The organism is Streptomyces rubellus (genome assembly GCF_036323805.1).
GTDB lineage: Bacteria > Actinomycetota > Actinomycetes > Streptomycetales > Streptomycetaceae > Streptomyces.
The window spans coordinates 14,663-37,975 of sequence record NZ_JAZDCX010000030.1 but is presented as its reverse complement, the minus strand read 5'-3'; the positions used below and the strand labels follow the sequence as shown (position 1 = coordinate 37,975).

Below are 23,313 nucleotides of genomic sequence, written 5' to 3'. Positions count from 1 at the left end.
CGCAGGAACCGGAAGGAACCAAGGTGCCCGCTTCCGCCTCCCCGTCGTCCCCGCCCTCCCCGCCGCGCTACGCCCTCGTCGGGGCCGGCTCCCGCGCCCGGATGTACCTCGACGCCGTCACCGGACCGCACGCCTCCCGCGCCCGCCTCGTCGCCTGGAGCGACACCAACCCCGGCCGGCTCGACGTGTACGAGCGCCGCCTGCGCGCGGCCGGGGCCGAGGTGCCCGTCCGTTTCGCCCCAGGCGGGACGGCCGACGCGGTGCGCCGCCACCGCATCGACCGCGTCATCGTCACCACCCCCGACGCCACCCACGCCGACCTCGTGACGGCCGCCCTGGACGCCGGCGCCGACGTGATCGTCGAGAAGCCGCTGACCACCACCGAGGAGGGGATCCGCCGCATCGCCGAGGCCGCCGGACGCACCGGCCGGCAGGTCACCGTCACGTTCAACTACCGTTACGCGCCGCGCAACGCCGAACTGAGGCGCGTCATCGCCTCCGGCGCGATAGGCCGGGTCACCTCGGTGCACTTCGAGTGGTTGCTGGACACCGCCCACGGCGCCGACTACTTCCGCCGCTGGCACCGCGACAAGGCCGTCTCCGGCGGCCTGCTGGTGCACAAGTCCACCCACCACTTCGACCTCGTCAACTGGTGGCTCGGCGACCTACCCGCCCGCGTCTTCGCCAGCGGCGGACTGCGCTTCTACGGCGCCGAGGCCGCCGCCGGCCGCGGCCTCGGGCCGCGCCCCGAGCGCGGCACCACCGACTCCCCGCTGCGCGACGCCTTCAGCCTCGACCTGCGCCACGAGCCGCTGTACAAGGAGCTCTACCTGGACCAGGAGCACCACGACGGCTACCGCCGCGACCAGGACGTCTTCGACCCCGGCATCACCATCGAGGACAATCTCTCCCTCGTCGTCGACTACGCCTCCGGCGCCTCCATGGCGTACTCCCTCAACGCCCACGCCCCCTGGGAGGGCTACACCGTCGGGGTCAACGGCACCGAGGGCCGCGCCGAGCTCACCGTCGTCGAACGCGGCTCGGTGCGGGTGGACGCCGACGGCCGTGTGGTCATCGACCCGAGCGCCCGCCCGGACCTCGTCACCGGCGGCACCGACGACGCCGTACGTCCGGTGGGGGAGCGGCTGGTGGTGCAGCGCCATTTCGAACCCGCCCGCGAGGTGGCGATCCCGCGGGCCGGGGGCGGCCACGGCGGCGGCGACGACGTCCTGCTGCGCGACGTGTTCGCCCCCGGCGCGGAGGGCGGTTCCCCCGGTGATCCGCTGGGCCGCGCCGCGTCCTGGCGGGACGGCGTGCGGTCCGTCGCCGTGGGTCTGGCCGCCAACCGCTCCCTCGCCACCGGGCAGGCGGTACGCGTCGCCGATCTCGACCTCGGCGACGCGGCCGCCCTGCTGGCCGTGGACGGCTCCCGGGCCGGGACCTGAAGGCCGTGCCCCGGCCCCGCCCCCTGCACAGGACTCCCTGCCGGTCGCAGTCGGCGCGGCACTGTCGGTGGCGGCTGGCAGCATCGGGCGCATGACGGACACCACGACGTTCGACTGGCGGTCCTTCCTGCTCGGATGGAGCGGGGAGTGGGCGGATTCCCTGCCGGAGGACGAGACGCGGAGCGAGGACGACGAGGCCGCACGGCGGGTCCGCTGGCTGGGGTTCCCGCCCGCGTCCGAGGAGCGGATCGCGGCCGTGGAAGAGCGCCTCGGCCGCCGGATGCCCCCGTCGTACCGGGAGTTCCTCAAGGTCAGCGACGGATGGCGGCACGCGGGCGGGTTCGTGTGGCTGCTGGCGGGGACCGAGAGCGTGCGCTGGCACGGCAACGAGTCGGGTCTCGCGGACATGTTCGAGGAGTACCTGGCCGAGGACGCCGGGCCCGAGGAGCGGCGGGAGGCGGACCTCTGGCGCCGCGGACTGCAACTCGACGTGAAGTCCGACATCACCCACGTCCTGATGGACCCCGAGGATGTGGACGAGGACGGCGAGTGGGCCGTGTACACCTGGGCGAGCTGGCGTGCCGCGCCGCCCGAGCGGCACGCCAACTTCCTGGAGTTCATGCGGGACATGTACCGGGAGTTCCACAGTCTGCGGGCACGCCGTGGTGACGGTGACGAGGAACCGGCGTTCGCCAACGACACCACGCGGGAGCTGGACGCACTCGTGGCGGAGGCCCGGTGTGAGGCGCTGCGCGGCGGGTGGGAGCGGGCCCGGGAGATGCTGGACGAGGCCCGGAAGTACGGCAGACCGCGGGCCGCCGGACTGGGCGACCAGATACGCCGTCTCCTCGGACAGACCTACATGGTGTATTTCGAGGACCTGGTGGCGGACCCGCGGTACGCGCCCGAGCTGCTGCCACCGCTGGTGGCCGAGTACGTGGCGCACTCCTACCGGGACGACTCCACGCTGAAGTACCACCTGCGCGGCGCCGGTGACGATTTGGTGGACCTGGCCTACGCGACGCTGGAGCGGGTGCGGGACGGCACGTACCGGTACACCGCGGCCGGGCCGTTCGGGGAGGCGGTCGAGCGGGCCCGGGAGCTGGCGCGGTGGGGGGACGCCGACGGGGCGTGGCGGGCGCTGCGGGACGCGCTGCCGCTGTGGGAGCCGCTGGGGCCGGACCATCTGGCGCCGCTGGGCTGGGTGGCCGATCCCCTGCTCGGTCCGTTGCTGACCCCGGAGCGGGGCCGCGAGTTGCTGTCCACGCCCAGGGGCGGGCAGGCGGGCGGGACACCGGCCGGGGCGCCGGAGCCGACGGCCGGGCTCGACCCGGACGGCCTGGCGTGGCTCGCGGAACCGGATCCGGGCAACAACCGCACCTCGTACCGGTTCGTCCTGGTGGAGGGGGTGGAGCCGGAGGAGTTGCCCGGGCGCCTCGCGGACGGGAGCGACGCGGCGCTGAACGAGCCCATGACCTCATGGGAGGCGCGCACCAGGCTGCGGGGCGACCGGACCGAGTTCTCGTCCTACGACGACAAGGCGCTCATGGCGGTCGGCCGGGCCGGCGCCGGGTGGAGCTTCGCCTTCGACGGCAGCCCCGCCCCGTTCGGCAGGCAGCGGTTCGTCTCCCCGGCCGCGGCCGCCTCCGAAGGAGGGCGTGCTGTGGTGGTGTGGAGCGGTCTGCGGACAGGGCAGGGGGAATCGTTCTTCCACCTCTCGGTGGCGCGGGACGGTGCCGAGCGGTACGCGTTCACGTTCGCGGACGGGGAGGTCCTGCGGAACGGGGAGATACCGCGGGCGCTGGACCCGGGCCGGTTCTTCGGCGACCCGGCGGGCGGCGGTACGGGGCACGGCGCCGATACGGAACGGCTGCTGCTGGAGGCGGTGGCCCGGGAGTTCGGGGTCACCCTGCCGCGCCACGCCCTCGTGCACGGTCGGCTGCACACGTTCACCACCCGCTCCTGGACGCGACCGCCGCGAGACGGTGAGGGGTACCTGGTGATCCGGGTGGGGCGGGGAGCCGCGGGTCCGGTGGGCGGTGGGCGGGCGGACGGTGAGCGGGCAGGGGGCGAGGGGCCGGGGAACGGATAGGGCACGGGCCGGTGCCGTACGGATCCCGGGGGAGACGGGCACGGAGTGCGGGTGCGGGCGCGGATGCGGTGTCGGGTGGGGTCGGGGCCGGTCCGGGGCGACCGTTCCGGACGGTACGATTTACGGCCGTTGCCGTACCACGTGTTGTCACCCTTTCATTGGCCGCAAATCGTACTTGAGTGTCCGGAACGGTCGCCCCTCCCCGTCCCCTCCCGCCGTCGCCCGGCTGCCGGTTCGAGTTCCGCGATCGTCCGGCTCTGTGGTACCCCGGCGGCTGCTGCCCCACCGGGCAGCAGCCGTCTGCACCGGAGGGGGCCTCGCGTAAACCGTCCACTTCCCGCGGGAGTGCGGGCTGCCGGCAGTGGCCGTACGGTCAGGCGGCAACCCCGCGACGGAACGTGCCCCGGGACGGCAGCCGCAGCAGCACGTGCAGGGGGACCCCGTCCTCGGCCCAGGCCCGCAGCCGCTCCCGGTCGACCCAGTGGACCCGGTGTCGCTCGCCCCAGACCCGGGCGTCCCGGGTGAACCCGCCGTTGGTGACCACCACTGCGACATCGGCTCCGTGCACCGGTTCGGCGGTTCCCTTGACCTGGTACATCACCGGGGAGCCGACCCTGCCGCCGACACGGGTGTGTTTGGCCTGCAGCACGATCCGGCCCCATCGGGGATGCCGGCCGATGACATCGGCCGCCTGATCACCCTGCTGCCCGACCCTCCGGGCCGACCAGCCGTCCCGGACCAGCAGGTCCCGCAGCGCCTCCTCGAAACCCCGGTCCTCCATGGCGTCGATCCGGGCGAGCGGCAGCCGCAGGATCTCGAGCATGCGCGACCGCAGGCGCCGGACCCGCGCCGCGCGCAGTGCGCGCCACAGCCCGTAGCCCAGACCGCCGGCAGCCGCGGCGGCGAGGTACGGCCACCCGCGGACCGCCGTGTCCCGCACGGCCGTGGCCACCTCCGCCAGAAAGGTCAACGCCGCCACGGTGACGATCCCGGCCGCGACGAGCTCACCGGTGTCGCGAGGGGCGCGTACCCGGAGCTGTCGTCTGGCCATCAGCGCTCCGCCGGGACGGAGACGGACGGGCCGGGACGCTCCGGCTCGGCGGTTTCGGCCTCGCCGAAGCCGACGAGCTGCCCCCACAACCAGACCATCCCGACGAGGGCGGCGATCGTCCAGCCACTGAGCCCCCGGGCCCTGGGCCGTGGATTGCGGCGGAGATGACTGCGGACGACGTGGTACCCCTCCGGCGGCATGGCGTCCCCTTTCCTCCCTCGGGGCCGTTCCGATACGGCCCCTGTCCTGAAAACGGTTTAACAGCGGGCACTGACAGGAACTGGCGGATGATCAGGCCGTGCGGGAGGTGGACCTCGCGAATCGGCCATCGGTTCTGTGGGGGCGTTCCTGTCGGGGTGGAGAGGAAGACCCGCCCTGTGAGCTCCGGCTTTGCTCACGGGAGAGTCACCTGAGGGCAAAGGGAACAGCGGTGTCGTTGTGAGGAGAACACGCTCTCTCAATTCACCTGCGAATACTTCAGGTGAAAGCCGCCGCTGCTTCGTCCGTGATTGGCGGAAAAAAATCCAGTGCGCCGTTTCGCGCTGCCCGGCTTGCCTGTCACCCGCCGCAGAACGCGGAACGGTCCGCCGGCGGAGTCGGCGGACCATCATGGGGGGTGAGGTCGGAGAGGTATGAGGGGGACGGCTCCCCGTCTCGCCGCCCCGAGGGACGCTAGTCGAGACAGAACTCGTTGCCCTCGACGTCCTGCATCGCGATGCAGGACTCGTTGTCGTCGTCGGCGGGCAGCAGCTGCACGCGTGCCGCGCCGAGCGCGACCAGCCGTGCGCATTCGGCCTCGAGCACGGCCAGTCGCTCCTCACCCACGAGTCCGGCGCCGACCCGCACGTCGAGATGCACTCGGTTCTTGACGGCCTTGCCCTCGGGAACGCGCTGGAAGAACAGCCGCGGGCCCACACCTGAGGGATCGACGCACGCGAACCATGCCCCCTGGTTCTCAGGCGGCAGCGAGCGGTCGAAGTCGTCCCAACCGGCGAACCCCTCCGGTGGCGGTGGTACGACGTACCCCAGCACCTCGCACCAGAAACGGGCGACGCGCTCAGGCTCCGCGCAGTCGAAGGTGACCTGGAACTGTTTGACCGATGCCATCGGATCAACGTAGCAGCGGGCTCTGCCGCTCACCTTCCGGCGGAGATCCGCGGGATGGTGGGAGGACGGGCCGTGGCTGTGCCGTGCGGGTACAGGGGGACCCACGGGGACCGGAAACGGGCCATCGGAACCCCGCCGCCCCGAACCGGTGCTCTGCCGCGGCAGGGGTCGAACTGCTGTACGTTCTTGGGGCTTGGGATTGCCGGCGGTGCCACTGAGCTGTGCGGTGACGCCACGGGCGCAAGGACCGAGGGCGCGGAAAGGGGAGGGGAACGCGTCGTGGACAAGGGTGGGGAATCCATCTCGGACGAGGAACTGGAGCGGTTCCTGCGGGAGGCCGAGGCCGGGGGACGCGACGCTCCCGAGGAGCCGTCGGCGCGTGCCCGGATGGTGGCGCGGCGGCTGCGGGAGGAGCCCGGCCCGCCGGAGGGATGGCGCACCTACCGGCCGGCCCGGCCCCGGCGGCGCCGGGGCCGGTACCTGGCCGGTCTGGTGGTCGCGCTCGCTCTGGTGGTCGTGGCACTGGCCCCGGGGTGGGTGGCCGGACTGTTCGGAGGCGGGAGCGGCGGGAGCGCGCCGCTCGCGGCGGAGTCGACGCGTCCGGACCAGCCGCCGCCCACGGAGGTGGCGGCCCGGCTGCCCACGGTGGACCAGCCCTTCCGGGGATCACCCGCGGCGCGCTGGGACGACGGCGCGGAGGGGATCCACCTGCCGGTGCCGCGGGCGACCGGCTGGATGAGCAAGGCGCAGGTCGCGCAGGCGCTTGAGCGGACCCGGGACTTCCTCGTCGCCTCCAGCCTGGACACCGGGGTGCTGCGCGGGGAGCGGCCGGGCAGGGCGATCGCACTGATCAATCCGCACCAGCGGGATGTCCGGGACTATCTGGCGGCCGCATTCCGCGAGCCGAGCCGGGAGAACGATCCGCTGCTGCTGTTCAGCCGCTTCACCGGCGAGGTGCGGCTGGTGGGGGACGTGGTCAAGACCCGGGGACGGGTCACCTACCGGGAGGGCGAACGCGGCGCGGTGGAGGTGACCACCGACGTCACGTACGTCTACCCCGTCGTGCGCGCCGAGGCCGGGAGCGACGAGGTCGCGCGCACCATCGTGCGCCGCGAGGTGGTGATGAGCTGGGACGACCCGGCGAAGGTGATCACCGAGCCGGGCACGTTCTCCCTGGTCTCCTACAAGATGGACACCACCAACAGCGGCTGCGACACCTTCACCGGCTACCTCACCCCCGAGTTCATCGCCGACCGCGCGGCCACGGACACGGGAGACGGCCCCGCGGTCGACCCGTACGACCGGAGCACCTCGATGGACGCGCGTATGCGGGAGGCCGGCGAAGCGGGGTGCGGGACCGCCACTCGGTCCTGAGCGGCGGAACCGTCGGCGGCACCCGGCTCGTCCCTGCCGGCAGAACCGACCTCGTCGAGGTGACACCTGCCGATGCCCGACCGTCCCGCCGCCCCGCGGCAGCCGGAGAACCCGGAGAACGCCGTGCTGCGCGCCCGCGACCTCATCGAAGCCGACGATCCGCGTATCCGTGAGGTCGTGGCGGCCCTCGCCCCGGAGCTGTCCCGGGAGACGTTCCCGGACCGGCTGCACTACCTCGCCGCCCTGGCCGTCGCCGCCGTGGACGCCGGTGGCGGGGACCGCCGTGCCGAGCGGGGCTGGGCGTACCACGCCGCGACCGCCGTCGTCGCGGTGATGTTCCTGGTGCTGGGCGTCAGCGCGGTCGCCGCGGTGGTGGCCGGAGTCGTCGCCCTGTGGAAGGCCGTTCTCTGAGCGGTGGCGTGTGCGCGGGCGGGCCCGCCGGGGCAGGGCGCCTGAACGCCGACGGCCGGGGCGGGGACGGGAATCGAGCCCGCCTGCCCCGGCCGAGACGCGTGCTTCGTTCCTGACGGACCGGCTGTCAGGGACGCGTACGTCCTTTTATCCCCGCCACGAACGCACCCCATGTGCTCTCGGGGAACACCAGGGCCGGGCCGCCCGGGTTCTTGCTGTCCCGGACGGGGACAGCGCCCCCGCCCGACAGCGTCCCGGCCCCGCCCGGGGCCGGACCCGAAGCACCCGTCCCGGCTCCGGGGCGGGCAGCGGGCCCGGCTGGACGTCACGGCCGTGCCGGACTACCAGGGCAGCGTGCCCACGGCGGCGTCGAAGTAGCCCCCGGTCGGGCCGTCGGGACCGAGCTGCGCCATGCGGACGATGATCTCGGCGCCCTCCTCGACCGGCTGCGTGCCCCTGTGCTGGTTCAGGTCCGTCGCGGTGTAGCCGGGGTTCACCGCGTTGATCCGCATGCCGGGGAACGCCTTCGCGTACTTCACGGTGATCATGTTGACCGCCGCCTTCGACGCCGGATAGGCGACGCCCTGGTAGGCGTGCTCCGGTGTGCCGGGGGCGGTGGACTCGGTCAGCGACCCCAGGCTGCTGCTGACGTTGACCACGACCGGGGAGGCGGAGCGCCGCAGCAGCGGCAGGAACGCGCGGGTGACGCGCACCAGCCCGAAGACGTTGGTCTCGAACACCGACCGCATCACCTCGTCGGTCGTCTCCGTGGGGCCGAGCTCCTCCCCGTCCGGGGCCCATATCTCGATGCCGGCGTTGTTGACCAGCACGTCCAGCCCGCCGTCCGCCTCGATGGTCTTCACCGCGGCGGCGACCGACGCGTCGTCGGTGACGTCGATCGGCACCGTCCGCACGCCCAGTTGCTCGGCCGCGCGGCGCCCGCGTTCGGCGTCCCGGCTGCCTATGTAGACGGTGTGGCCCGCGGCGGCCAGCCGGCGGGCGGTCTCGAAACCGAGCCCCTTGTTGGCCCCGGTGATCAGTGTTCTCGACGTTCTCGACGTTCTCGACGTTCTCGACGTGGTTGTCGTCATACGGGCCAGGCTGCGGCCCGGCGGCGCGGTCGGCCAGGCTTCCCGTCTTCCTGGGAACACCGGTACCAGGCAGGTCCGTCGGCGAGCGGGGCACACTGGGGGGCATGACGGCGACGGAGTTCGGACAGGCGGTGCGCCGCTGGCGGGACCGCACCCCGCCGGACGCCGCCGGGCTGCCGGCCGGCGGGCACCGGCGCGCGCCCGGGCTGCGCCGCGAGGAGCTGGCCCAACTGGCCGGGATCTCCGTCGACTACGTCACCCGCCTCGAACAGGGCCGCGCGTCCCGTCCCTCGGCGCAGGTCGCCGAGGCCCTGGCCAGGGCCCTGCGGCTGTCGGGAGCGGAACGTGACCACCTGTTCCTGCTGGCCGGGCTGGCACCGCCGGACCTGCGGACGGTGCCCGCGCACCTCACCCCGAGCGTCCAGCGGCTGCTGGACCGGCTGGCCGACACGCCCGTCGCGGTCTACGACGCGGCCTGGACGCTGCTGGTGGTCAACCCCCCGTACGCCGCCCTGCACGGCGACCCCTCCGAATGGCGGGGGAGCCGGCGCAACGGGGTGTGGCGGCACTTCCTCGGCCCGGGCAGCCGGGTCCGGCACACGCCGGAGTCCCGGCGTGCCTTCGAGTCCGCGCTCGTCGCCGACCTGCGCGCGACCGCCGGCCGCTACCCGGCCGACCAGGGGCTGCGGCGGCTGGTCGCGGAACTGCGCGCGCACAGCGACCGGTTCGCCGAGCTGTGGGACTCCGGAGCGGTCGGCCGCCACGAGACCGCCCGCAAGACCGTCGACCATCCGCAGGTGGGCCTCGTGACGCTGGACTGCGACGTGCTCACCGTGTCCGGCAGCGACCTGCGCGTCGTGGTCTACACGGCCGAGCCCGGCACCGAGGACGCCGAGCGCCTCGCACTGCTCACCGTGCTCGGCACCCAGACCCTCACCGGGTAGCGGTTGCGGCCGCGTCGCCGGGGAAGAGCAGCGACTGCGGCGTGAGGGACCCAGCACGCCGAGCCCGGCCGGCAGGAGCTGCACGCCGCCGGTGAACCGGGCCGGCCACTGCGGCGGTACGGCACCCGGGCGGACCGGCCCGGTGGTGTGCGGAGGCGGTCGGGGCACTCATGCCCCACGCCCCGGGGCCGTGTGCGCGAGGGCCGACGGGGTGAGCCGGCCCACGATGGCCGGGGCCTCCCGGACGAGGTCCTCGTTCTCGATCGCCTCGACCATGAACAGCGCGAAGTCGACCCGCCGGGTCCGGTTGCTCGCGAGCACGGGGTCGCCGACGTGCCGACTCCACACCGGCAGTCCCTGGCTCTCGCCCTCCTCCAGGTCGCTGCCGCGCACCACGGTCCAGCGGGTGTCACTGGCGAAGATCCGGCGGCAGGCCTCCACCTGGTCGTCGACGTCGACCATCCTGACCAGCTTCGCCAGGACCTTGACGACGGCCACGGACACCCTGAACCAGCGGGAGTAGACGTCCTTGCCGTCGCGGGTGATGTGCCAGCCGCAGGAGAACACCAGCCGCGCCTCCGGGCGTGCGTGGTCCAGCACGGCCTGCGCGGTGCCGGAGGCGTAGTGGTGCATCCCCCAGGGCGCCAGTACGGTCAGCACCGCGTCGCACCCCTCCACCGCGCGGGCGATGACGGCGCGGTCGTCCGTGGGGCCCGGTACGACGGTGATGCGCCCCTCGAAGCCGGCCAGCTTCCCCACGCTCTGCTCGCGGCACACTCCGACGACCTCGTATCCCCGGTCCAGCGCGTGCTGCACGAGGTAGCGCCCGAGCTTGCCCGAGGCGCCGACGACGCACACCCTCTTCCCCGCTCCCACCTGCCGGATCCCGTCCGGCCGTACTGCCTCCATCGTCCCCGCCCTCCTGGACCTTCCGCTGCCTTACGTTGTAAGCCTACCTTACGCCGTAAGGACGCCTTACGGAGTAAGGTGGACCGCGCCAGTGCCGGACGACCGGACGGTCGAACGAGGGAACGACGGGGAGGCCTTCCGTGCCACCGGAGGGGGCTGCGAAGCCGGCGCGACGCCGCGAGCCGCTGACCCGCGAGGCGGTGCTGCGCACCGCGGTCGCGCTGGCCGACCGTGACGGGGTCGCGGCACTGACGATGCGCAGGCTGGCGGAACGGCTCGGTGTGGAGGCCATGTCGCTGTACCACCACGTCGCCAACAAGGACGCCATCCTCGACGGCATGGTCGACACGGTCTTCGGCGAGATCGAGCTCCCGGCGGCCGACGGCGACTGGCGCACGGCGATGCGGCTGCGGGCGTTCTCCGCGCGCGAGGCCCTCAAGCGCCACCCGTGGGCGGTCGGGCTCCTGGACTCACGGGCCAACCCCGGACCGGAGACGCTGCGGCACCACGAGGCGGTGATCGGCAGCCTGCGCGCGGGAGGGTTCTCGGTCTCCGGCGCGGCCCACGCCTTCTCGGTGCTCGACAGCTACATCTACGGGTTCACCCTCCAGGAACTCGGCCTGCCCTTCGAGTCCACCGGCGACGATCTGGAGACGCTGGGCGCGGCGATGCTCGAACGCATGCCCCGCGACGAGTTCCCGCACCTGACCGAGATGTTCCTCCAGCACGCGCTGCGGCCCGGTTACGCCTACGCCGACGAGTTCGCCGTCGGCCTGGACCTGGTCCTCGACGGCCTCGACCGGCGCCGTGAGGCCTGGCGGTAGCCGCCGCGCGCCGGGCGGGCCGGTGGCCGGCGCCGCTTTCCCACAGGTCCGGAGCAAGACGCGGGGGGACCGCACCGGGAGGCTGGTGCCCATGCGGGGCGCGCCGACGGGTGCCGGGGCCGTACCGGCCCCGTGGACCGGGCGGACCGGTCCGCCCGTACGGCATAACATCGGCGAAAAGGCATGTCCGGAAGGCCCGCGCCGCCCGACGGCGCCCGGGCCTTCCGGCGACGGACGACAGACACCGCTGGGGGAAGGCCCGACCATGACAGCCGAGACGTTCGAGTTCCAGGTGGAGGCGCGCCAGCTCCTCCAGATGATGGTCCACTCGGTGTACTCGAACAAGGACGTGTTCCTGCGGGAGCTCGTCTCCAACGCCTCCGACGCGCTCGACAAGCTGCGCATCGAGGCGCTGCGCGACGACTCGCTGGGCGCCGACGTCTCCGACCTGCACATCGACATCGAGGCGGACAAGGACGCCCGCACCCTGACCGTGCGGGACAACGGCATCGGGATGTCGCGCGACGAGGTCGTGGGGCTCATCGGGACGATCGCCAAGTCCGGCACCGCGGAGTTCCTCCAGAAGTTCAAGGAGGTGCAGAAGGACGGCACCCCCGACGGGGCCGCCGCCACGGAGGGCCTCATCGGGCAGTTCGGCGTCGGCTTCTACTCCGCCTTCATGGTGGCCGACGAGGTCACGCTGCTGACCCGCCGCGCCGGTCAGGCCACCGGCACCCGCTGGACGTCCACCGGCGAGGGCACGTACGGCATCGAGACGGTGGACGACGCGCCGCAGGGCACGTCGGTCACCCTGTACCTCAAGCCGGCGGACGACGAGGACCGGCTCTTCGACTACACGTCCCCCTGGAAGATCAAGGAGATCATCAAGCGCTACTCGGACTTCATCACCTGGCCGATCAGGCTGATCACGGCCGAGGCCGAGGCCGGGGCCGACGGTGAGGAAGGGGAGAAGGGGGACGGGAAGCCGGAGCCGGAGACGGTCAACTCCCGGCAGGCCCTGTGGGCGCGGCCCCGCAGCGAGGTCTCCGACGAGGAGTACCACGAGCTGTACAAGCACATCAGCCACGACTGGACCGACCCGCTGGAGACCATCCGCATCCACGCGGAGGGCACCTTCGAGTACCAGGCGCTGCTCTTCCTCCCCGCCCGGCCGCCGCAGGACCTCTTCACCCAGGGCGGCAGGCACGGTCTCCAGCTCTATGTGAAGCGCGTGCTGATCATGGAGGAGTGCGAGGAACTCGTCCCGCCGTACCTGCGCTTCGTCAAGGGCGTCGTCGACGCCCAGGACCTGTCGCTCAACATCTCCCGCGAGATCCTCCAGCAGGACCGGCACATCCAGATGATGCGGCGGCGGCTGTCGAAGAAGGTCCTGTCCACCGTCAAGGAGATGCGGACCAAGCAGCCCGAGAAGTACACCGCCTTCTGGCGGGAGTTCGGCGCGGTCCTCAAGGAGGGACTGCTCAACGACTTCGACAACCGGGACGCGATCCTCGCCGCCTGCTCGTTCGCCACCACCCACGACGCGGAGAAGACGACGACCCTGGCGGAGTACGTGGAGCGGATGAAGGAGGGGCAGGAGCACATCTACTACCTGACCGGCCCCTCCCGCGCCGCCGTCGAGAACTCGCCGCACATGGAGGCCTTCCGCGACAAGGGCCTTGAGGTGCTCGTCCTGACCGACCCGGTCGACGAGGTGTGGGTCGACACCGTGCCCGACTTCCAGGGCAGGAAGCTGCTCTCCATCGCCAAGGGCGAGGCCGAGCTCGGCACCGAGGAGGAGAAGGAGCAGGCCAAGGCGGAACGCGAGCAGCAGCGGGAGGAGTACGCCGGCCTGCTGGCCTGGCTGGGCGAGCGGCTCGGCGACGAGGTGAAGGAGGTACGGCTGTCCGCCCGCCTCACCACCTCGCCGGCCTGCGTCGTCTCGGACGCCGACGACATGACGCCCGCCCTGCGGAACATGCTCCGCGCCATGGGGCAGGAGGTGCCCGAGAGCAAGCGCATCCTCGAACTCAACCCCGGCCACCCCCTGATCGCCGGTCTGCGCAAGGCGCACGCCGCCGACGCCGCCGCCCCGGAGCTGCCGGACATGGCCGAGATCGTGCACGGGCTGGCACTGCTCGCGGAAGGTGACAGTCCCGCCGACCCGGCCCGCTTCACCCGGCTCCTCGCCGAGCGTCTGGAGCGCACCCTGTAGGCACTGGGTTCGCCGGAGCACTGCGGAAAGGGGCGGGCGGCCCGTGGCCGCCCGCCCCTGGTCAGTCCGCTGCGCCGGGGCGTCCGGCGGTGTGCGAGAGGAACGCTTCCCACTGCCGGTCGGGGAAGCGGAGCACGGGTCCTGGGATGTTCTTGGAGTCGCGTATGTGGACGGTGCCGGGGGCGGTGGCTACCTCGACGCACTCGCCGCCGCTGGTGCCGCTGTGACTGCTCTTGACCCATGACAGACCGGCGGGGCAGACAGTGGCTTGGTGATCATTCATAGTTCTCCCGCTGCGCACTCGATGAGACGGGCTGGCTCCTCAAGGTTGAGGGCCTGCGACCGCAACATTCCATAGCGCAACCAGAAATCGCCGACCTTCCTGGCCTCGTGGACCGTCGAACTGATGTCTTGGGACTCGGTATAGGCGACCCTGCGGTGTTCGGTGGTCTCCAGCAGCACCATCGAACCGTTGAGACCCGAATGCGCTCCGAAGGACGTAGGCATGACCTGCACTTGGACGTTGGGGAGCTGTGCCTGCTCCAGCAGTTTGCGAAGCTGTGCCTTCATCACGGCTGAGCCGCCCACCGGCCTGCGCAGAACGACTTCCTCGATCACGAAGGTGGCCACCAGTGGCGGATTCTTCCGGGACAGCGATGACTGACGTTCCATGCGTGCTTCGACGCGCTGCTCGACGACCTCCTCACCCAACGGCGGGAAGTGGGCGCTGAGCAGCGCTCTCGCGTAGTCCTCCGTCTGGGGTAGCCCGGGCACCACGTAGCCGCCGTACCAGAAGAAGCTGATGGCGTCGGCCTCCAGAGCGGCGAAGTCCCGGAAGAAGACGGGCAGCCGGGCCAGATCCACCTGCTCCTGGAGGGCCAGCAGGTTGCCGCCCGCGTCCAGGACGCGTTCGGCGGTCTCGGTGAAGTGGAGCTTGGCGGGCCGCCGTCCCTGTTCGACGGAGGCGATCTGGTGGAGCGAGTACACCATCGCCTCGGCCAACTGCTCCTGGTTCAGCCCCGCCCGCTTGCGGTGGAGCTTGAGGAGTTTCCCGTAGCCGACCCAGATCGCCGGCGGGTCGTCGTTGCCGTCCGTGCCGCCCTGCCTCGGCAGACGCTTGTCCGTCACGCGCGTCGCACCCCCTAGTGGGATTGGTCCGTCCGGACCAACCGCGCCGCCCGCCTCCGGTCACGGCCCGCGGCCCGTACGGAAAACGCCGCCGGCCTGTACACAGGCGTGTGTGCCGGGGCGGTGGTGCGGTGGTCGGTTACGTTGGCGGACGCGGCAGAACGCGTGCGAAGCGAGCGAGAGGGGAGAGGCATGGCGACCGGCAGGGCGATCAAGACCGTCACCGTGGGCGGAGTGACGATCGGGGAGGGCGCGCCGAAGGTCATCGCGCCGCTCACCGGCGGCACCTCCGAGGAGCTGTACGCCCAGGCGGAGGCCGTCGTCGCGGCGCGGCCCGATCTCGCCGAGTGGCGCGTCGACCTCTTCTCCGATCTCGCCGACTCCAACGCCGTCACCTCCACCGCCCGCGCCCTGGTGAACCGGCTGGCGGGCATCCCGCTGCTGTTCACCTGCCGCACCCGCGCCGAGGGCGGCCGGGCGGAGCTCGACGACGAGGCGTACGGCGAGCTCAACGCCTCGCTCGTCCGCTCGGCCGCCGTGGACCTGGTGGACGTGGAGTACCGGCGCTCGCGCCCCGTGGTGGAGCGGGTCCTGCGGACCGCCCATGAGCACGGTGTGCCCGTGGTCGCCTCGAACCACGACTTCGACGGGACGCCGCCGAAGGACGAGATCGTCGCGCGGCTGCGCGAGATGCAGGAACTGGGCGCCGACATCTGCAAGATCGCGGTGATGCCGCACTCGGCCGCCGACGTGCTGACCCTGCTGGACGCCACCCGCGCCATGCGCGAGGAGCACGCCGACCGGCCGCTGATCACCATGGCGATGGGCGGGCTGGGGCTGGTCTCCCGGCTGTCGGGCCGGGTCTTCGGATCGGCGGCGACGTTCGGCGCGGTCGGCGCGGCCTCCGCGCCGGGGCAGATCGACGTGGCGGAGCTGCGCGGCGCGCTGGAACTGCTGGACCGGGGTGGGGCCGGAGCGGACTGACGGCGGTTTCCGCGGGCGGGGCGCCCGGACGTGCCGAGTGCCGCCCCCGAGAACGCCCCGCCGCCGTCGGCGGGCGGTACCGCCGGGTCGGCCGCCGCCCGGCCGGGGCGCGTGGCCGCGACCGGCGGCGGCGTGCCCGAGGCCGGTCGGACGGCCCGCGCCGCGGGCTCTGTCGGTGTCCTCGCCGGCACTGCCGGGCACCGCCGGCCCGCCGGCGTACGCATGCGGCGTATCCTCGGTCCCGTCACCGACATCCCGCTCCGGGCGCCTTCCGCCGGGACAAGCCCACCCCGGTGGGCAGGACAGCCGGCCCGGCGTCCGGGACCACACGCCGGCCCGGACCCGGACGACGCCACCCGACCCCGTGCCCACCGCGCCGACAGCCCTCACCGCCCGGCCGGGCCCTGTCCCACGGCCCGCGTCTCCCGGCACCGCGCACCCGTCAGCCCGCAGAACCCGCTTCGGAGGTACCGTGTCCGCCCTTCCCGGCCCGCGCTCCCTGCTCCGCGCCCTCGGCAGAGCGCCCAGCGGTGAACGCCTGGCGCGCATCCGCAGGTCGCCGCACTTCGAGGACGGCGCCTTCACCAACCCCGGCGGCCCGTCGCGCATCCGCCCGTCGGGCTCGATACGGGACTTCGCCAAGATCTACTTCGACAGGGAGCAGCGGCTGCGCCGTACTCCCGGCACGGTGGTGCCGGTCCACGGGGACACGCTCGCCGACCTCGCCCGGCCCCCCGCCACCGGGCTGCGGCTGACCTGGATGGGCCACTCCAGCGTCCTCGCGGAGATCGGCGGGCGCCGGGTCCTCTTCGACCCGGTGTGGAGCGAGCGCTGCTCCCCGTTCTCCTTCGCCGGGCCCAAACGGCTGCACCCGGTGCCCGTTCCGCCGGCCGCGCTCGGCCCGGTCGACGTCGTCGTCATCTCCCACGACCACTACGACCACCTCGACATGCCCACCATCAAGGCGCTGGCCGGCACCGACACCCTGTTCGCCGTCCCCCTCGGCGTCGGCGCCCACCTCGAGCACTGGGGGGTGCCGGCCGGCCGGCTGCGCGAGCTGGACTGGCACGAGCGGACCGAGGTCGACGGCCTCACCCTGACGGCCACTCCGGCCCGCCACTTCTGCGGCCGCGGCCTGCGCAACCCCCAGCACACCCTCTGGGCGTCCTGGGTGGTCGCCTGCGAGGAGCACCGGATCTACCACAGCGGCGACACCGGCTACTTCGAGGGTTTCAAGGACATCGGTGCCGCCCACGGCCCGTTCGACGCGACGATGATCCAGGTCGGCGCCTACAGCGACTTCTGGCCCGACATCCACATGACGCCCGAGGAGGGCATGCGCGCCCACCTCGACCTCCAGGGCGGACAGCCGCACGGCGTCATGCTGCCGATCCACTGGGCCACCTTCAACCTCGCCCCGCACCCGTGGTCCGAACCGGGCGAGGGCACCCTGTCCGCCGGGCAGGACGCCGGGGCCCCCGTCGCACTGCCCCGGCCGGGCGAGCCCTTCGAGCCCGCCGCCGTGCGCACCCCTGCCCAGCCGTGGTGGCGTGCCGCGGCCCCGGTGCCGGTGGAGGGCGTGTAGCAGCGTGAGCTGCCCGCGCCCGCCAGGGCCCGCGGAGTCCCGGCGCCGGTTTCCGAACCGGTGTTCTCCGGTTTCGAATGCGGCTTTTCCGCGCGGTTCGCTCTCCGATCCGGCGGAAGGCGTATCCGACTTCCGGATTCCGGAGGAATTCGTCGACTGGATGCCGGAGTGAGGTCCGTCGGTGAGGACGGGAAAGGACACCTGGGGAAAACCGGTCGATTGAGTCGTTCTCCTTGACCCTTCGAACAAAACTTCGCAATACTGAACGCTCCCAGAAAGCGCTTACCGCATCTCCCCATGTCCACGGCCGCTCAACCACCGCCTTTCCCGACCGGGCACGGAAGTACCCGGGGCGACCGGACGGCCGGCCCGGACGCGCGGTAGGCACATCCCCCCACGAAGGAGTCCCCATGGGAAGCGGAGCCGTGAAGTCCGTCAGAAGACGCGCCCTGAGCGTCATGGCCGCGGGCCTGCTGGCGGCGGGCACCCTGGCGGCCGTACAGGGCACGGGCGGGGCCGCCGAACCCTCGGCGTCCCCGGCCCCCGCGCGGGCCGGCACCGGGGCGGCGCTCGCCTGCGGCGACGGCTCGTACCACGCCGAGGCCGTCCAGAGCGGCGGCACCTGGACGGCGCGCCGGGGCGGCAGCACCGTCTACACCGGCAGCAGCATGCGCGACGCGATGCAGGCCGCGGTCAACAGCCTGACGCCGAACCGCGGTGCCAAGGAGCGGGTGGTGGTGCGCGGTTCGGGCTCGATCAGCGCCGGCACCCGGGTGTCGCTGCCCAGCAACACCGCGATCGACGTGTGCGGCACCATCGACGTCACCGGTTCCGGCTCGGGCGACCAGGCCCCGATCTACGCCCGCGGGGCGTCGAACATCGAGGTGGGCCATCTGACCCTGACCGGGTCCCCGCTGTACGGGATCTTCATGCGGAACGTCAGCGACGTGGTGCTCGGCCAGATCGACATGCGGCTCTCCGGCGGCCTGGGCATCCGCATCGACAACCACGGCAACCGCGCCGAGCGGTCGCGGAACATCCGCATCGACAGCGCCTACGTCTCCGGGGCCTCCAACCACGCGGTGGAGACCTACGGCGTGGACGGGCTGACGGTGGGCACGGTCACCGCCCGCAATGTCGGCTACTCCGGACTGCTGCTCAACGACACGATCAACGCCACCGTGACCAGGGTGGACGCCGAGAACACCGCGGCGGGCACCGGCTACGCGGCGTTCCGCATGGCCAACCGCAACGGCCGGGTCGGGGACAGCTACCCGACCAACATCCGGGTCGGCGAGGTGATCGCCCGGGGCGGTGGACGCGGGGTGTTCTGCGTCTCCGAGAGCGGCGGCGCGGTGATCGACCGGGTGACGCTGACCAACACCGGCAACAACGCCGTCCTGATAGAGAACTGCTACAACGTCACCATCGCCGCCCAGAGCGGCACGATCAGCGGCGGTGGTGAGGTCCGGCTGGCGGCGCGCAGCGACATGCCCGGCAACCGGGACATCACCCTGCAGAACCTGACGCTGACCAACACCTCGCTGCGGGAGAGCCCCTGCGGTACGAACATCACCTACCGCAACCTCACCCTGGACAACACCAGCCGCAGCACCTGCTGAGCGGACGTTCCGCGCGGAGCCGCACGGAGCGGTGACGAGGCGTCCCCCGCCCGGGAACGGGCGGGGGACGCCTCGCGGTGTCCGCCTCATCCGGCACCACTACCGATCGGCGGAGTTCACGGGGCGCGCGTCAGGGCCGGTCGGCCGGGCCGCCGGGCACGACGCAGGACCGCTGGTCCTCCCAGCCCCAGCCGTCGCCGTCGGGGTCGGTGGCGCTGCCGTCGACGCAGTACGGGTAGCCGTTCGGCGCGGTCCCGCCGGTCCCGCCGCCGTTGTTTCCGCCGGTGGTGCCGGTGCCGCTCCCGCCGGTGCCGGCGTAGATCGTGGCCTCCTTCGCGGTCGCGGCGATGCCGTCCGGGCCGTCGAAGAGGCGCTCGCCCCAGGGGGTCATGGCGTTCGGGTCGAAGTTCTCGACCATGTCGAGGTACTCGACGCCGCCGCCGTTGCCGCTCCAGGACCAGCCCAGGTAGCCCAGGCCGAGCCGCTCGGCGGTGGCCAGGATGGCGTCCTCGTCCGGGTTGCCGTCGGAGTGGTCGTGCCCGAACTCGCCGACGACGAGGGGAAGTCCGGCGCTGACGAAGGAGTTCAGGTAGTCCTGGACCCTGGCCGCGGTGTTGTAGACCCCGTACATGTGGATGGAGAAGATCGTGTTGCGGTCGGGGTCGGATTCGAAGACCGTGCGGGCGTTGTCGCGCATGGTGTTCGACCAGTCCTGGCCCCAGTTGGGCGCGTCCACCATCAGGGCGTGGTCGAAGCCGGCGTCGCGCAGCTTGCGGATGGCGCCGGAGGTGTCGGCGGCCCAGCGCTCGTAGCCGTTGTTGCCGTGCGGCTCGTTGCCGATGTTGACGACGACGTGGTTCTCCTGGCCGTCCAGCGCGCTCTTGACGCTGATCCAGTAGTCGGCTGCCTGGGAGAGGGTGGCGGCGCCGCTCTGCTCGCCGTAGCCGGTGGTGTCGTGCACCTCCAGCACGCAGATCAGCCGGTTCCGCTTGCACAGGCCGACGATGTCGGAGACCTCGGCGGCGCCGGTCCTCGTCCACCGCTGGCCGCTGCTGAGGACGACGCGGACGGTGTTGGCGCCCTTGGCCTTGATGTGGGAGAAGGCGTCGGTGCGGCCGGTGTACCAGGCGTGCGGGTGGTTGACGCCGCGCATCACGAAGCCGTTGCCGTTGGCCTCGACGACGCGTCCGCCGCTGACGCGGATGCCGGTGGCGGCGGCCGCCTCGTCGGCCGGGCCGAACACGGGTAACAGCAGGCCGACCAGGCCCGCGATCGCCGTGGCCGCCACTGTGAGCAGCAGGTGCCGTGATCTTTTCAGCATGTTCCTCTCCTCAGGAGTGCCTGTCCCGAGCGGTACCCGTGGGGAGGGACTCGGGATGCCCGCGGCCGGTTGTCGGGGCCGCGGGTCAGGGGGGTGAGCGGTTCCGGGAGACGGCGGTCCGGAGAGGGGTCGTCTCCGGGCATGCCGACTGGGGCGGACATCGTTGTCAGGTGAGACAACGTTGTCGCATCGTGCTGGACCACCGGGAGTGCCGCCGAGTCCACCGGTACCGCCCCGGTGGGCGGAGCGGAGCCGGTTGCCGGAGGTACGTGCCGCACTGCCCTGCCGGCCGCCCGGCGGTGGCGCCGCGGCGGGGTGGTGAGGCCGCCGCCCCCATATCAGGCCCGATCCTTCCAACCGTGTCAATACCGGTGCCGCGGGTTTCCGGGGGCCGCCGCCGCGCGGCCGGGAGCGCGACGGGGCTCCGCCGGGCGGCCGGGTGGGGCGCTCCCCTGCCCGTACGCGCCGGTGCGGGTCGGCGCGTGCCCCTGCGCCGACTTCCCGCCGTCCCCTCGTAGAGTCCCTGGTGTCCGCCTCTGCCGGTTCCTCATGAGGAGCACCATGACCTATCTCGCCGCCGACACGCGGTACGACGCCATGCCCTACCGCCGGGTCGGCCGCAGTGGACTGAAGCTGCCCGCGATCTCCCTGGGGCTGTGGCACAACTTCGGCGACGACCGCCCCCTGGAGACCCAGCGGGCCATCCTGCGCCGGGCCTTCGACCTGGGCGTCACCCACTTCGACCTGGCCGACAACTACGGCCCGCCGCCCGGCGCCGCCGAGGCCAACTTCGGCCGGAACTTCGCCCGCGACCTGCGCCCGTACCGCGACGAGATCATCCTCTCCACCAAGGCCGGCTATCTGATGTGGCCCGGCCCGTACGGCGAGTGGGGCTCGCGCAAGCACCTGCTGTCCGGCCTGGACCAGAGCCTGCGCCGCATGGGCGTGGAGTACGTCGACATCTTCTACTCGCACCGCCCCGACCCCGACACGCCCCTGGAGGAGACCATGGGCGCCCTCCACACGGCGGTGCAGCAGGGCAAGGCGCTGTACGTCGGGGTCTCCAACTACACCCCCGAGCAGACCCGCGAGGCCGCCCGCATCCTGGCCGGGCTCGGCACCCCGCTGCTGATCCACCAGCCCTCGTACTCGATGTTCAACCGCTGGGTGGAGGACGGTCTGCTCGACACCCTGGACGAGACGGGCGCGGGCTCGATCGCCTACTCCCCGCTGGCCCAGGGCCTGCTGACCGACCGCTACCTGTCCGGCGTCCCCGCCGACTCCCGTGCCGCGGGCGCCAGCCCGTTCCTGACCCGCGAGGGCATCACCGAGGAGACCCTCGCCAAGGTCGGCGCGCTCAACGAGATCGCCCGGCGGCGCGGCCAGACCCTGGCCCAGACGGCGCTGGCCTGGGTGCTGCGCGGCGGGCGGGTGACCTCCGCGCTCATCGGGGCCAGCAGCGTGGCGCAGCTGGAGGACAACGTCGCCGCCGTCGGGAACCTCGACTTCACCGACGACGAGCTCGCCGAGATCGAGAGCCACCTGCGCTAGCCGTGCCGGCCCGCGCCGCGGTGCCGGCCCGCCGTCCCCTGTGCGGCGGGCCGGCACCGCGGTAGCGTGCCGTGGTCCGCCCGCGGAGACCGGGCGCCCGGACGGCAGCCGGACGGCAGGGGGAGAAGGCATGACGATCACCACCCGGCGGCTCGCCGAAGCCGTGGACGCCCTGCTGCCCGCCGACGGGCCGGTCATGGTCCACTCCTCGCTGAGGTCGTTCGGGCAGCCCGTCGAGGGTGGCGCGGACACGGTCCTGGACGTGCTGCTCGCGGGCGGGCGCACGGTGCTGGTGCCGTCCTTCAGCGGGAGCCACTGCGCGGTCTGGGTGTCCGAGGGCGACGGGCCGCGCCCCCGGCGCAACGGCATGGTGTACGCGGACCCGTCCGGCGGCCCGGCCGGCGTGCCGTACACCACCGACTGCGGGCTGATCGACGCGGACATGGGCGCCCTGCCCGCCGCGCTGATCGCCCGGCGGGACGCGCACCGCGGCGACCACCCGATCAACTCCTTCGCCGCCGCCGGACCGCTGGCCGCCGAACTGATCGCCGCCCAGCGCCCGGACGACGTCTACGGCCCGCTGCGCGCCCTGGCCGAACGCGGCGGCGACGTCCTGCTGCTGGGGGTCGGCCTGAACCGGATGACCGCCCTGCACCTGGCCGAGCAGCTCGCCGGCCGGCGGCTGTTCGTCCGCTGGGCCCGCGCGGCCGACGGCGCGGTGGTGGCGGTCGAGGCGGGCGGCTGCTCCGAGGGCTTCCCCGGGCTGGCACCGCACCTCGCCCCCCACGCGCGCACCGCCTCGGTGGGCGCCTCCCGGTGGACCGTCCACCCGCTGCGGGAGGCCCTCGCCACGGCCGCCGCCGCGATCGCCGCCGACCCGGAGCTCACCCGCTGCGCCGAGCCCGGCTGTCTGCGGTGCGAGCACGCGATCGCGGGCGGTCCGCTGTAGGGACACGGGAGGTCCCGGCCCGGGGATCGCGGCCCGGAGGTCCGGCCGCGCCGGGCCGCCTGGGCAACCTTCCGGTGCAGACGGGTGCCGTGACGTGCGCGGACGTGCCTATGCTGCGGGAAGCATCCGCTGCAGGGGAGAGAAGGCCATGGCGACGAAGCACGGCACCGGGCAGTCGGTCGAGCTGGTCTACCGGCCGGCGCCGGAGGACGGCGAGGAGTGCCTGCGGATCGTGACCCGGCTGTCCCTGCGCACCTTCGTGCTCCGCTATCTGCGCAGGTCCGCCGTGCTGATGATCGCCGCGGTCTTCCTGACCCTGGTCACGGACGTCCTGATCCTCCTGGTGGGCGGTGCGGTCGGCGCGGCCGTCGGCCTGCTGCTGGGCTTCCTGCGCTTCCGGGCCGCCAAGGGCGCGCTGGCCCGGCGGCTGTCCGAGTCGGCAGGGGCGGGGGAGGGCAGGCAGCGCCTGGTGGTCGACGGTTCCGGGGTCCGCCGCGCGGCGGCCGGGGAGCAGACCGTCTCCGGCTGGGACCGCTACCCCCAGTACGTCGAGACCACGGACCTGTTCGTGCTGCTGGGGGAGGACCAGGAGGGCCTCCTCGTCACCCCGCTTCCCAAGCGCGGCGCCCGGGGCACGGAGGGCGTGAACCGGCTGCGGGAGATCCTCGACCGGCACAGCGCCCTCGCCGCCTGAGCGGCCGGACCGCCGC

General features: G+C 72.9%; 22 protein-coding genes. 13 read left to right on the top strand and 9 right to left on the bottom strand.

Annotation, left to right across the window (positions count from 1 at the left end; genetic code table 11):
• Positions 1-23 precede the first annotated feature (23 nt).
• Both V1L54_RS26495 and V1L54_RS26490 read left to right on the top strand, forming a co-directional pair.
• Entirely contained in the window at positions 24-1,445 is a 1,422-nt protein-coding gene (locus V1L54_RS26495) for a Gfo/Idh/MocA family protein (RefSeq protein WP_330120671.1), read from the top strand.
• A 91-nt stretch (positions 1,446-1,536) separates the two neighbouring features.
• Entirely contained in the window at positions 1,537-3,537 is a 2,001-nt protein-coding gene (locus V1L54_RS26490; protein ID WP_330120670.1) for an SMI1/KNR4 family protein, read from the top strand.
• A 373-nt stretch (positions 3,538-3,910) separates the two neighbouring features.
• On the opposite strand, the gene V1L54_RS26485 is transcribed toward V1L54_RS26490, so the two are convergent.
• The 3 genes from V1L54_RS26485 to V1L54_RS26475 all read right to left on the bottom strand — a co-directional run bounded on the left by V1L54_RS26485 (position 3,911) and on the right by V1L54_RS26475 (position 5,695).
• Positions 3,911-4,588, bottom strand: a complete 678-nt coding sequence (locus V1L54_RS26485; protein ID WP_330120669.1) for a restriction endonuclease — start codon at positions 4,586-4,588, stop codon at positions 3,911-3,913.
• The gene (locus V1L54_RS26480; RefSeq protein ID WP_330120668.1) at positions 4,588-4,788 is read right to left on the bottom strand and encodes a hypothetical protein; all 201 of its coding nucleotides are present in this window, start codon (positions 4,786-4,788) and stop codon (positions 4,588-4,590) included. The genes V1L54_RS26485 and V1L54_RS26480 overlap by 1 nt, the downstream gene beginning before the upstream one ends.
• Positions 4,789-5,260: 472 nt before the next feature.
• Complete coding sequence (locus tag V1L54_RS26475) at positions 5,261-5,695, bottom strand: VOC family protein (RefSeq protein WP_330120667.1); 435 nt, start codon at positions 5,693-5,695, stop codon at positions 5,261-5,263.
• 279 nt (positions 5,696-5,974) lie between these two features.
• On the opposite strand from V1L54_RS26475, the gene V1L54_RS26470 reads away from it, so the two are divergent.
• Together V1L54_RS26470 and V1L54_RS26465 are read left to right on the top strand one after the other, a co-directional pair.
• Complete coding sequence (locus V1L54_RS26470) at positions 5,975-7,069, top strand: hypothetical protein (protein WP_330120666.1); 1,095 nt, start codon at positions 5,975-5,977, stop codon at positions 7,067-7,069.
• Between the two features lie 72 nt (positions 7,070-7,141).
• Positions 7,142-7,480, top strand: a complete 339-nt coding sequence (locus V1L54_RS26465) for a hypothetical protein (protein ID WP_330120665.1) — start codon at positions 7,142-7,144, stop codon at positions 7,478-7,480.
• A gap of 127 nt (positions 7,481-7,607) precedes the next feature.
• On the opposite strand, the gene V1L54_RS26460 is transcribed toward V1L54_RS26465, so the two are convergent.
• Together V1L54_RS26460 and V1L54_RS26455 are read right to left on the bottom strand one after the other, a co-directional pair.
• Entirely contained in the window at positions 7,608-7,730 is a 123-nt protein-coding gene (locus V1L54_RS26460) for a DUF397 domain-containing protein (RefSeq protein ID WP_443076801.1), read from the bottom strand.
• A gap of 91 nt (positions 7,731-7,821) precedes the next feature.
• A complete protein-coding gene (locus tag V1L54_RS26455; RefSeq protein WP_330120664.1) occupies positions 7,822-8,571 on the bottom strand; it encodes an SDR family NAD(P)-dependent oxidoreductase in 750 nt (249 codons plus the stop codon).
• Positions 8,572-8,675: 104 nt separating this feature from the next.
• Between V1L54_RS26455 and V1L54_RS26450 the strand changes: the two genes are divergently transcribed.
• Positions 8,676-9,515: a helix-turn-helix transcriptional regulator gene (locus V1L54_RS26450; RefSeq protein ID WP_330120663.1), complete on the top strand. Its 840-nt coding sequence runs from the start codon at positions 8,676-8,678 to the stop codon at positions 9,513-9,515.
• Positions 9,516-9,683: 168 nt separating this feature from the next.
• Here V1L54_RS26450 and V1L54_RS26445 read toward each other — a convergent pair whose 3' ends face one another.
• Entirely contained in the window at positions 9,684-10,424 is a 741-nt protein-coding gene (locus V1L54_RS26445; protein WP_330120662.1) for an NAD(P)-dependent oxidoreductase, read from the bottom strand.
• A gap of 140 nt (positions 10,425-10,564) precedes the next feature.
• On the opposite strand from V1L54_RS26445, the gene V1L54_RS26440 reads away from it, so the two are divergent.
• Together V1L54_RS26440 and htpG are read left to right on the top strand one after the other, a co-directional pair.
• On the top strand, positions 10,565-11,248 hold the full coding sequence (locus tag V1L54_RS26440; protein WP_330120661.1) for a TetR/AcrR family transcriptional regulator C-terminal domain-containing protein: 684 nt from the start codon (positions 10,565-10,567) through the stop codon (positions 11,246-11,248).
• Positions 11,249-11,513: 265 nt separating this feature from the next.
• Positions 11,514-13,463 carry a molecular chaperone HtpG gene (gene htpG / locus V1L54_RS26435; protein WP_330120660.1) on the top strand — a complete coding sequence of 650 codons (1,950 nt, stop codon included), beginning with the start codon at positions 11,514-11,516 and terminating at the stop codon, positions 13,461-13,463.
• Between the two features lie 61 nt (positions 13,464-13,524).
• On the opposite strand, the gene V1L54_RS26430 is transcribed toward htpG, so the two are convergent.
• A complete protein-coding gene (locus tag V1L54_RS26430) occupies positions 13,525-13,746 on the bottom strand; it encodes a DUF397 domain-containing protein (RefSeq protein ID WP_330120659.1) in 222 nt (73 codons plus the stop codon).
• Complete coding sequence (locus V1L54_RS26425) at positions 13,743-14,591, bottom strand: helix-turn-helix domain-containing protein (RefSeq protein WP_330120658.1); 849 nt, start codon at positions 14,589-14,591, stop codon at positions 13,743-13,745. Before V1L54_RS26425 ends, V1L54_RS26430 begins: the two co-directional genes overlap by 4 nt.
• 192 nt (positions 14,592-14,783) lie before the next feature.
• On the opposite strand from V1L54_RS26425, the gene aroD reads away from it, so the two are divergent.
• The 3 genes from aroD to V1L54_RS26410 all read left to right on the top strand — a co-directional run bounded on the left by aroD (position 14,784) and on the right by V1L54_RS26410 (position 18,782).
• Positions 14,784-15,575, top strand: coding sequence for a type I 3-dehydroquinate dehydratase (gene aroD / locus V1L54_RS26420; RefSeq protein ID WP_330120657.1), 792 nt, complete (start codon positions 14,784-14,786; stop codon positions 15,573-15,575).
• 472 nt (positions 15,576-16,047) lie between these two features.
• The gene (locus V1L54_RS26415; RefSeq protein WP_330120656.1) at positions 16,048-17,160 is read left to right on the top strand and encodes an MBL fold metallo-hydrolase; all 1,113 of its coding nucleotides are present in this window, start codon (positions 16,048-16,050) and stop codon (positions 17,158-17,160) included.
• A gap of 410 nt (positions 17,161-17,570) precedes the next feature.
• Entirely contained in the window at positions 17,571-18,782 is a 1,212-nt protein-coding gene (locus V1L54_RS26410) for a right-handed parallel beta-helix repeat-containing protein (RefSeq protein WP_330120655.1), read from the top strand.
• Between the two features lie 130 nt (positions 18,783-18,912).
• Here the strand turns inward: V1L54_RS26410 and V1L54_RS26405 are convergent, their stop codons facing one another.
• Complete coding sequence (locus V1L54_RS26405; protein WP_330120654.1) at positions 18,913-20,103, bottom strand: cellulase family glycosylhydrolase; 1,191 nt, start codon at positions 20,101-20,103, stop codon at positions 18,913-18,915.
• A 561-nt stretch (positions 20,104-20,664) separates the two neighbouring features.
• On the opposite strand from V1L54_RS26405, the gene mgrA reads away from it, so the two are divergent.
• The 3 genes from mgrA (at position 20,665) to V1L54_RS26390 (ending at position 23,297) form a co-directional block, all read left to right on the top strand.
• The gene (gene mgrA, locus V1L54_RS26400; protein ID WP_330120653.1) at positions 20,665-21,654 is read left to right on the top strand and encodes an L-glyceraldehyde 3-phosphate reductase; all 990 of its coding nucleotides are present in this window, start codon (positions 20,665-20,667) and stop codon (positions 21,652-21,654) included.
• A 130-nt stretch (positions 21,655-21,784) separates the two neighbouring features.
• Positions 21,785-22,603: an AAC(3) family N-acetyltransferase gene (locus V1L54_RS26395; RefSeq protein WP_330120652.1), complete on the top strand. Its 819-nt coding sequence runs from the start codon at positions 21,785-21,787 to the stop codon at positions 22,601-22,603.
• Positions 22,604-22,751: 148 nt separating this feature from the next.
• On the top strand, positions 22,752-23,297 hold the full coding sequence (locus V1L54_RS26390) for a hypothetical protein (protein ID WP_330120651.1): 546 nt from the start codon (positions 22,752-22,754) through the stop codon (positions 23,295-23,297).
• Positions 23,298-23,313 lie beyond the last annotated feature (16 nt).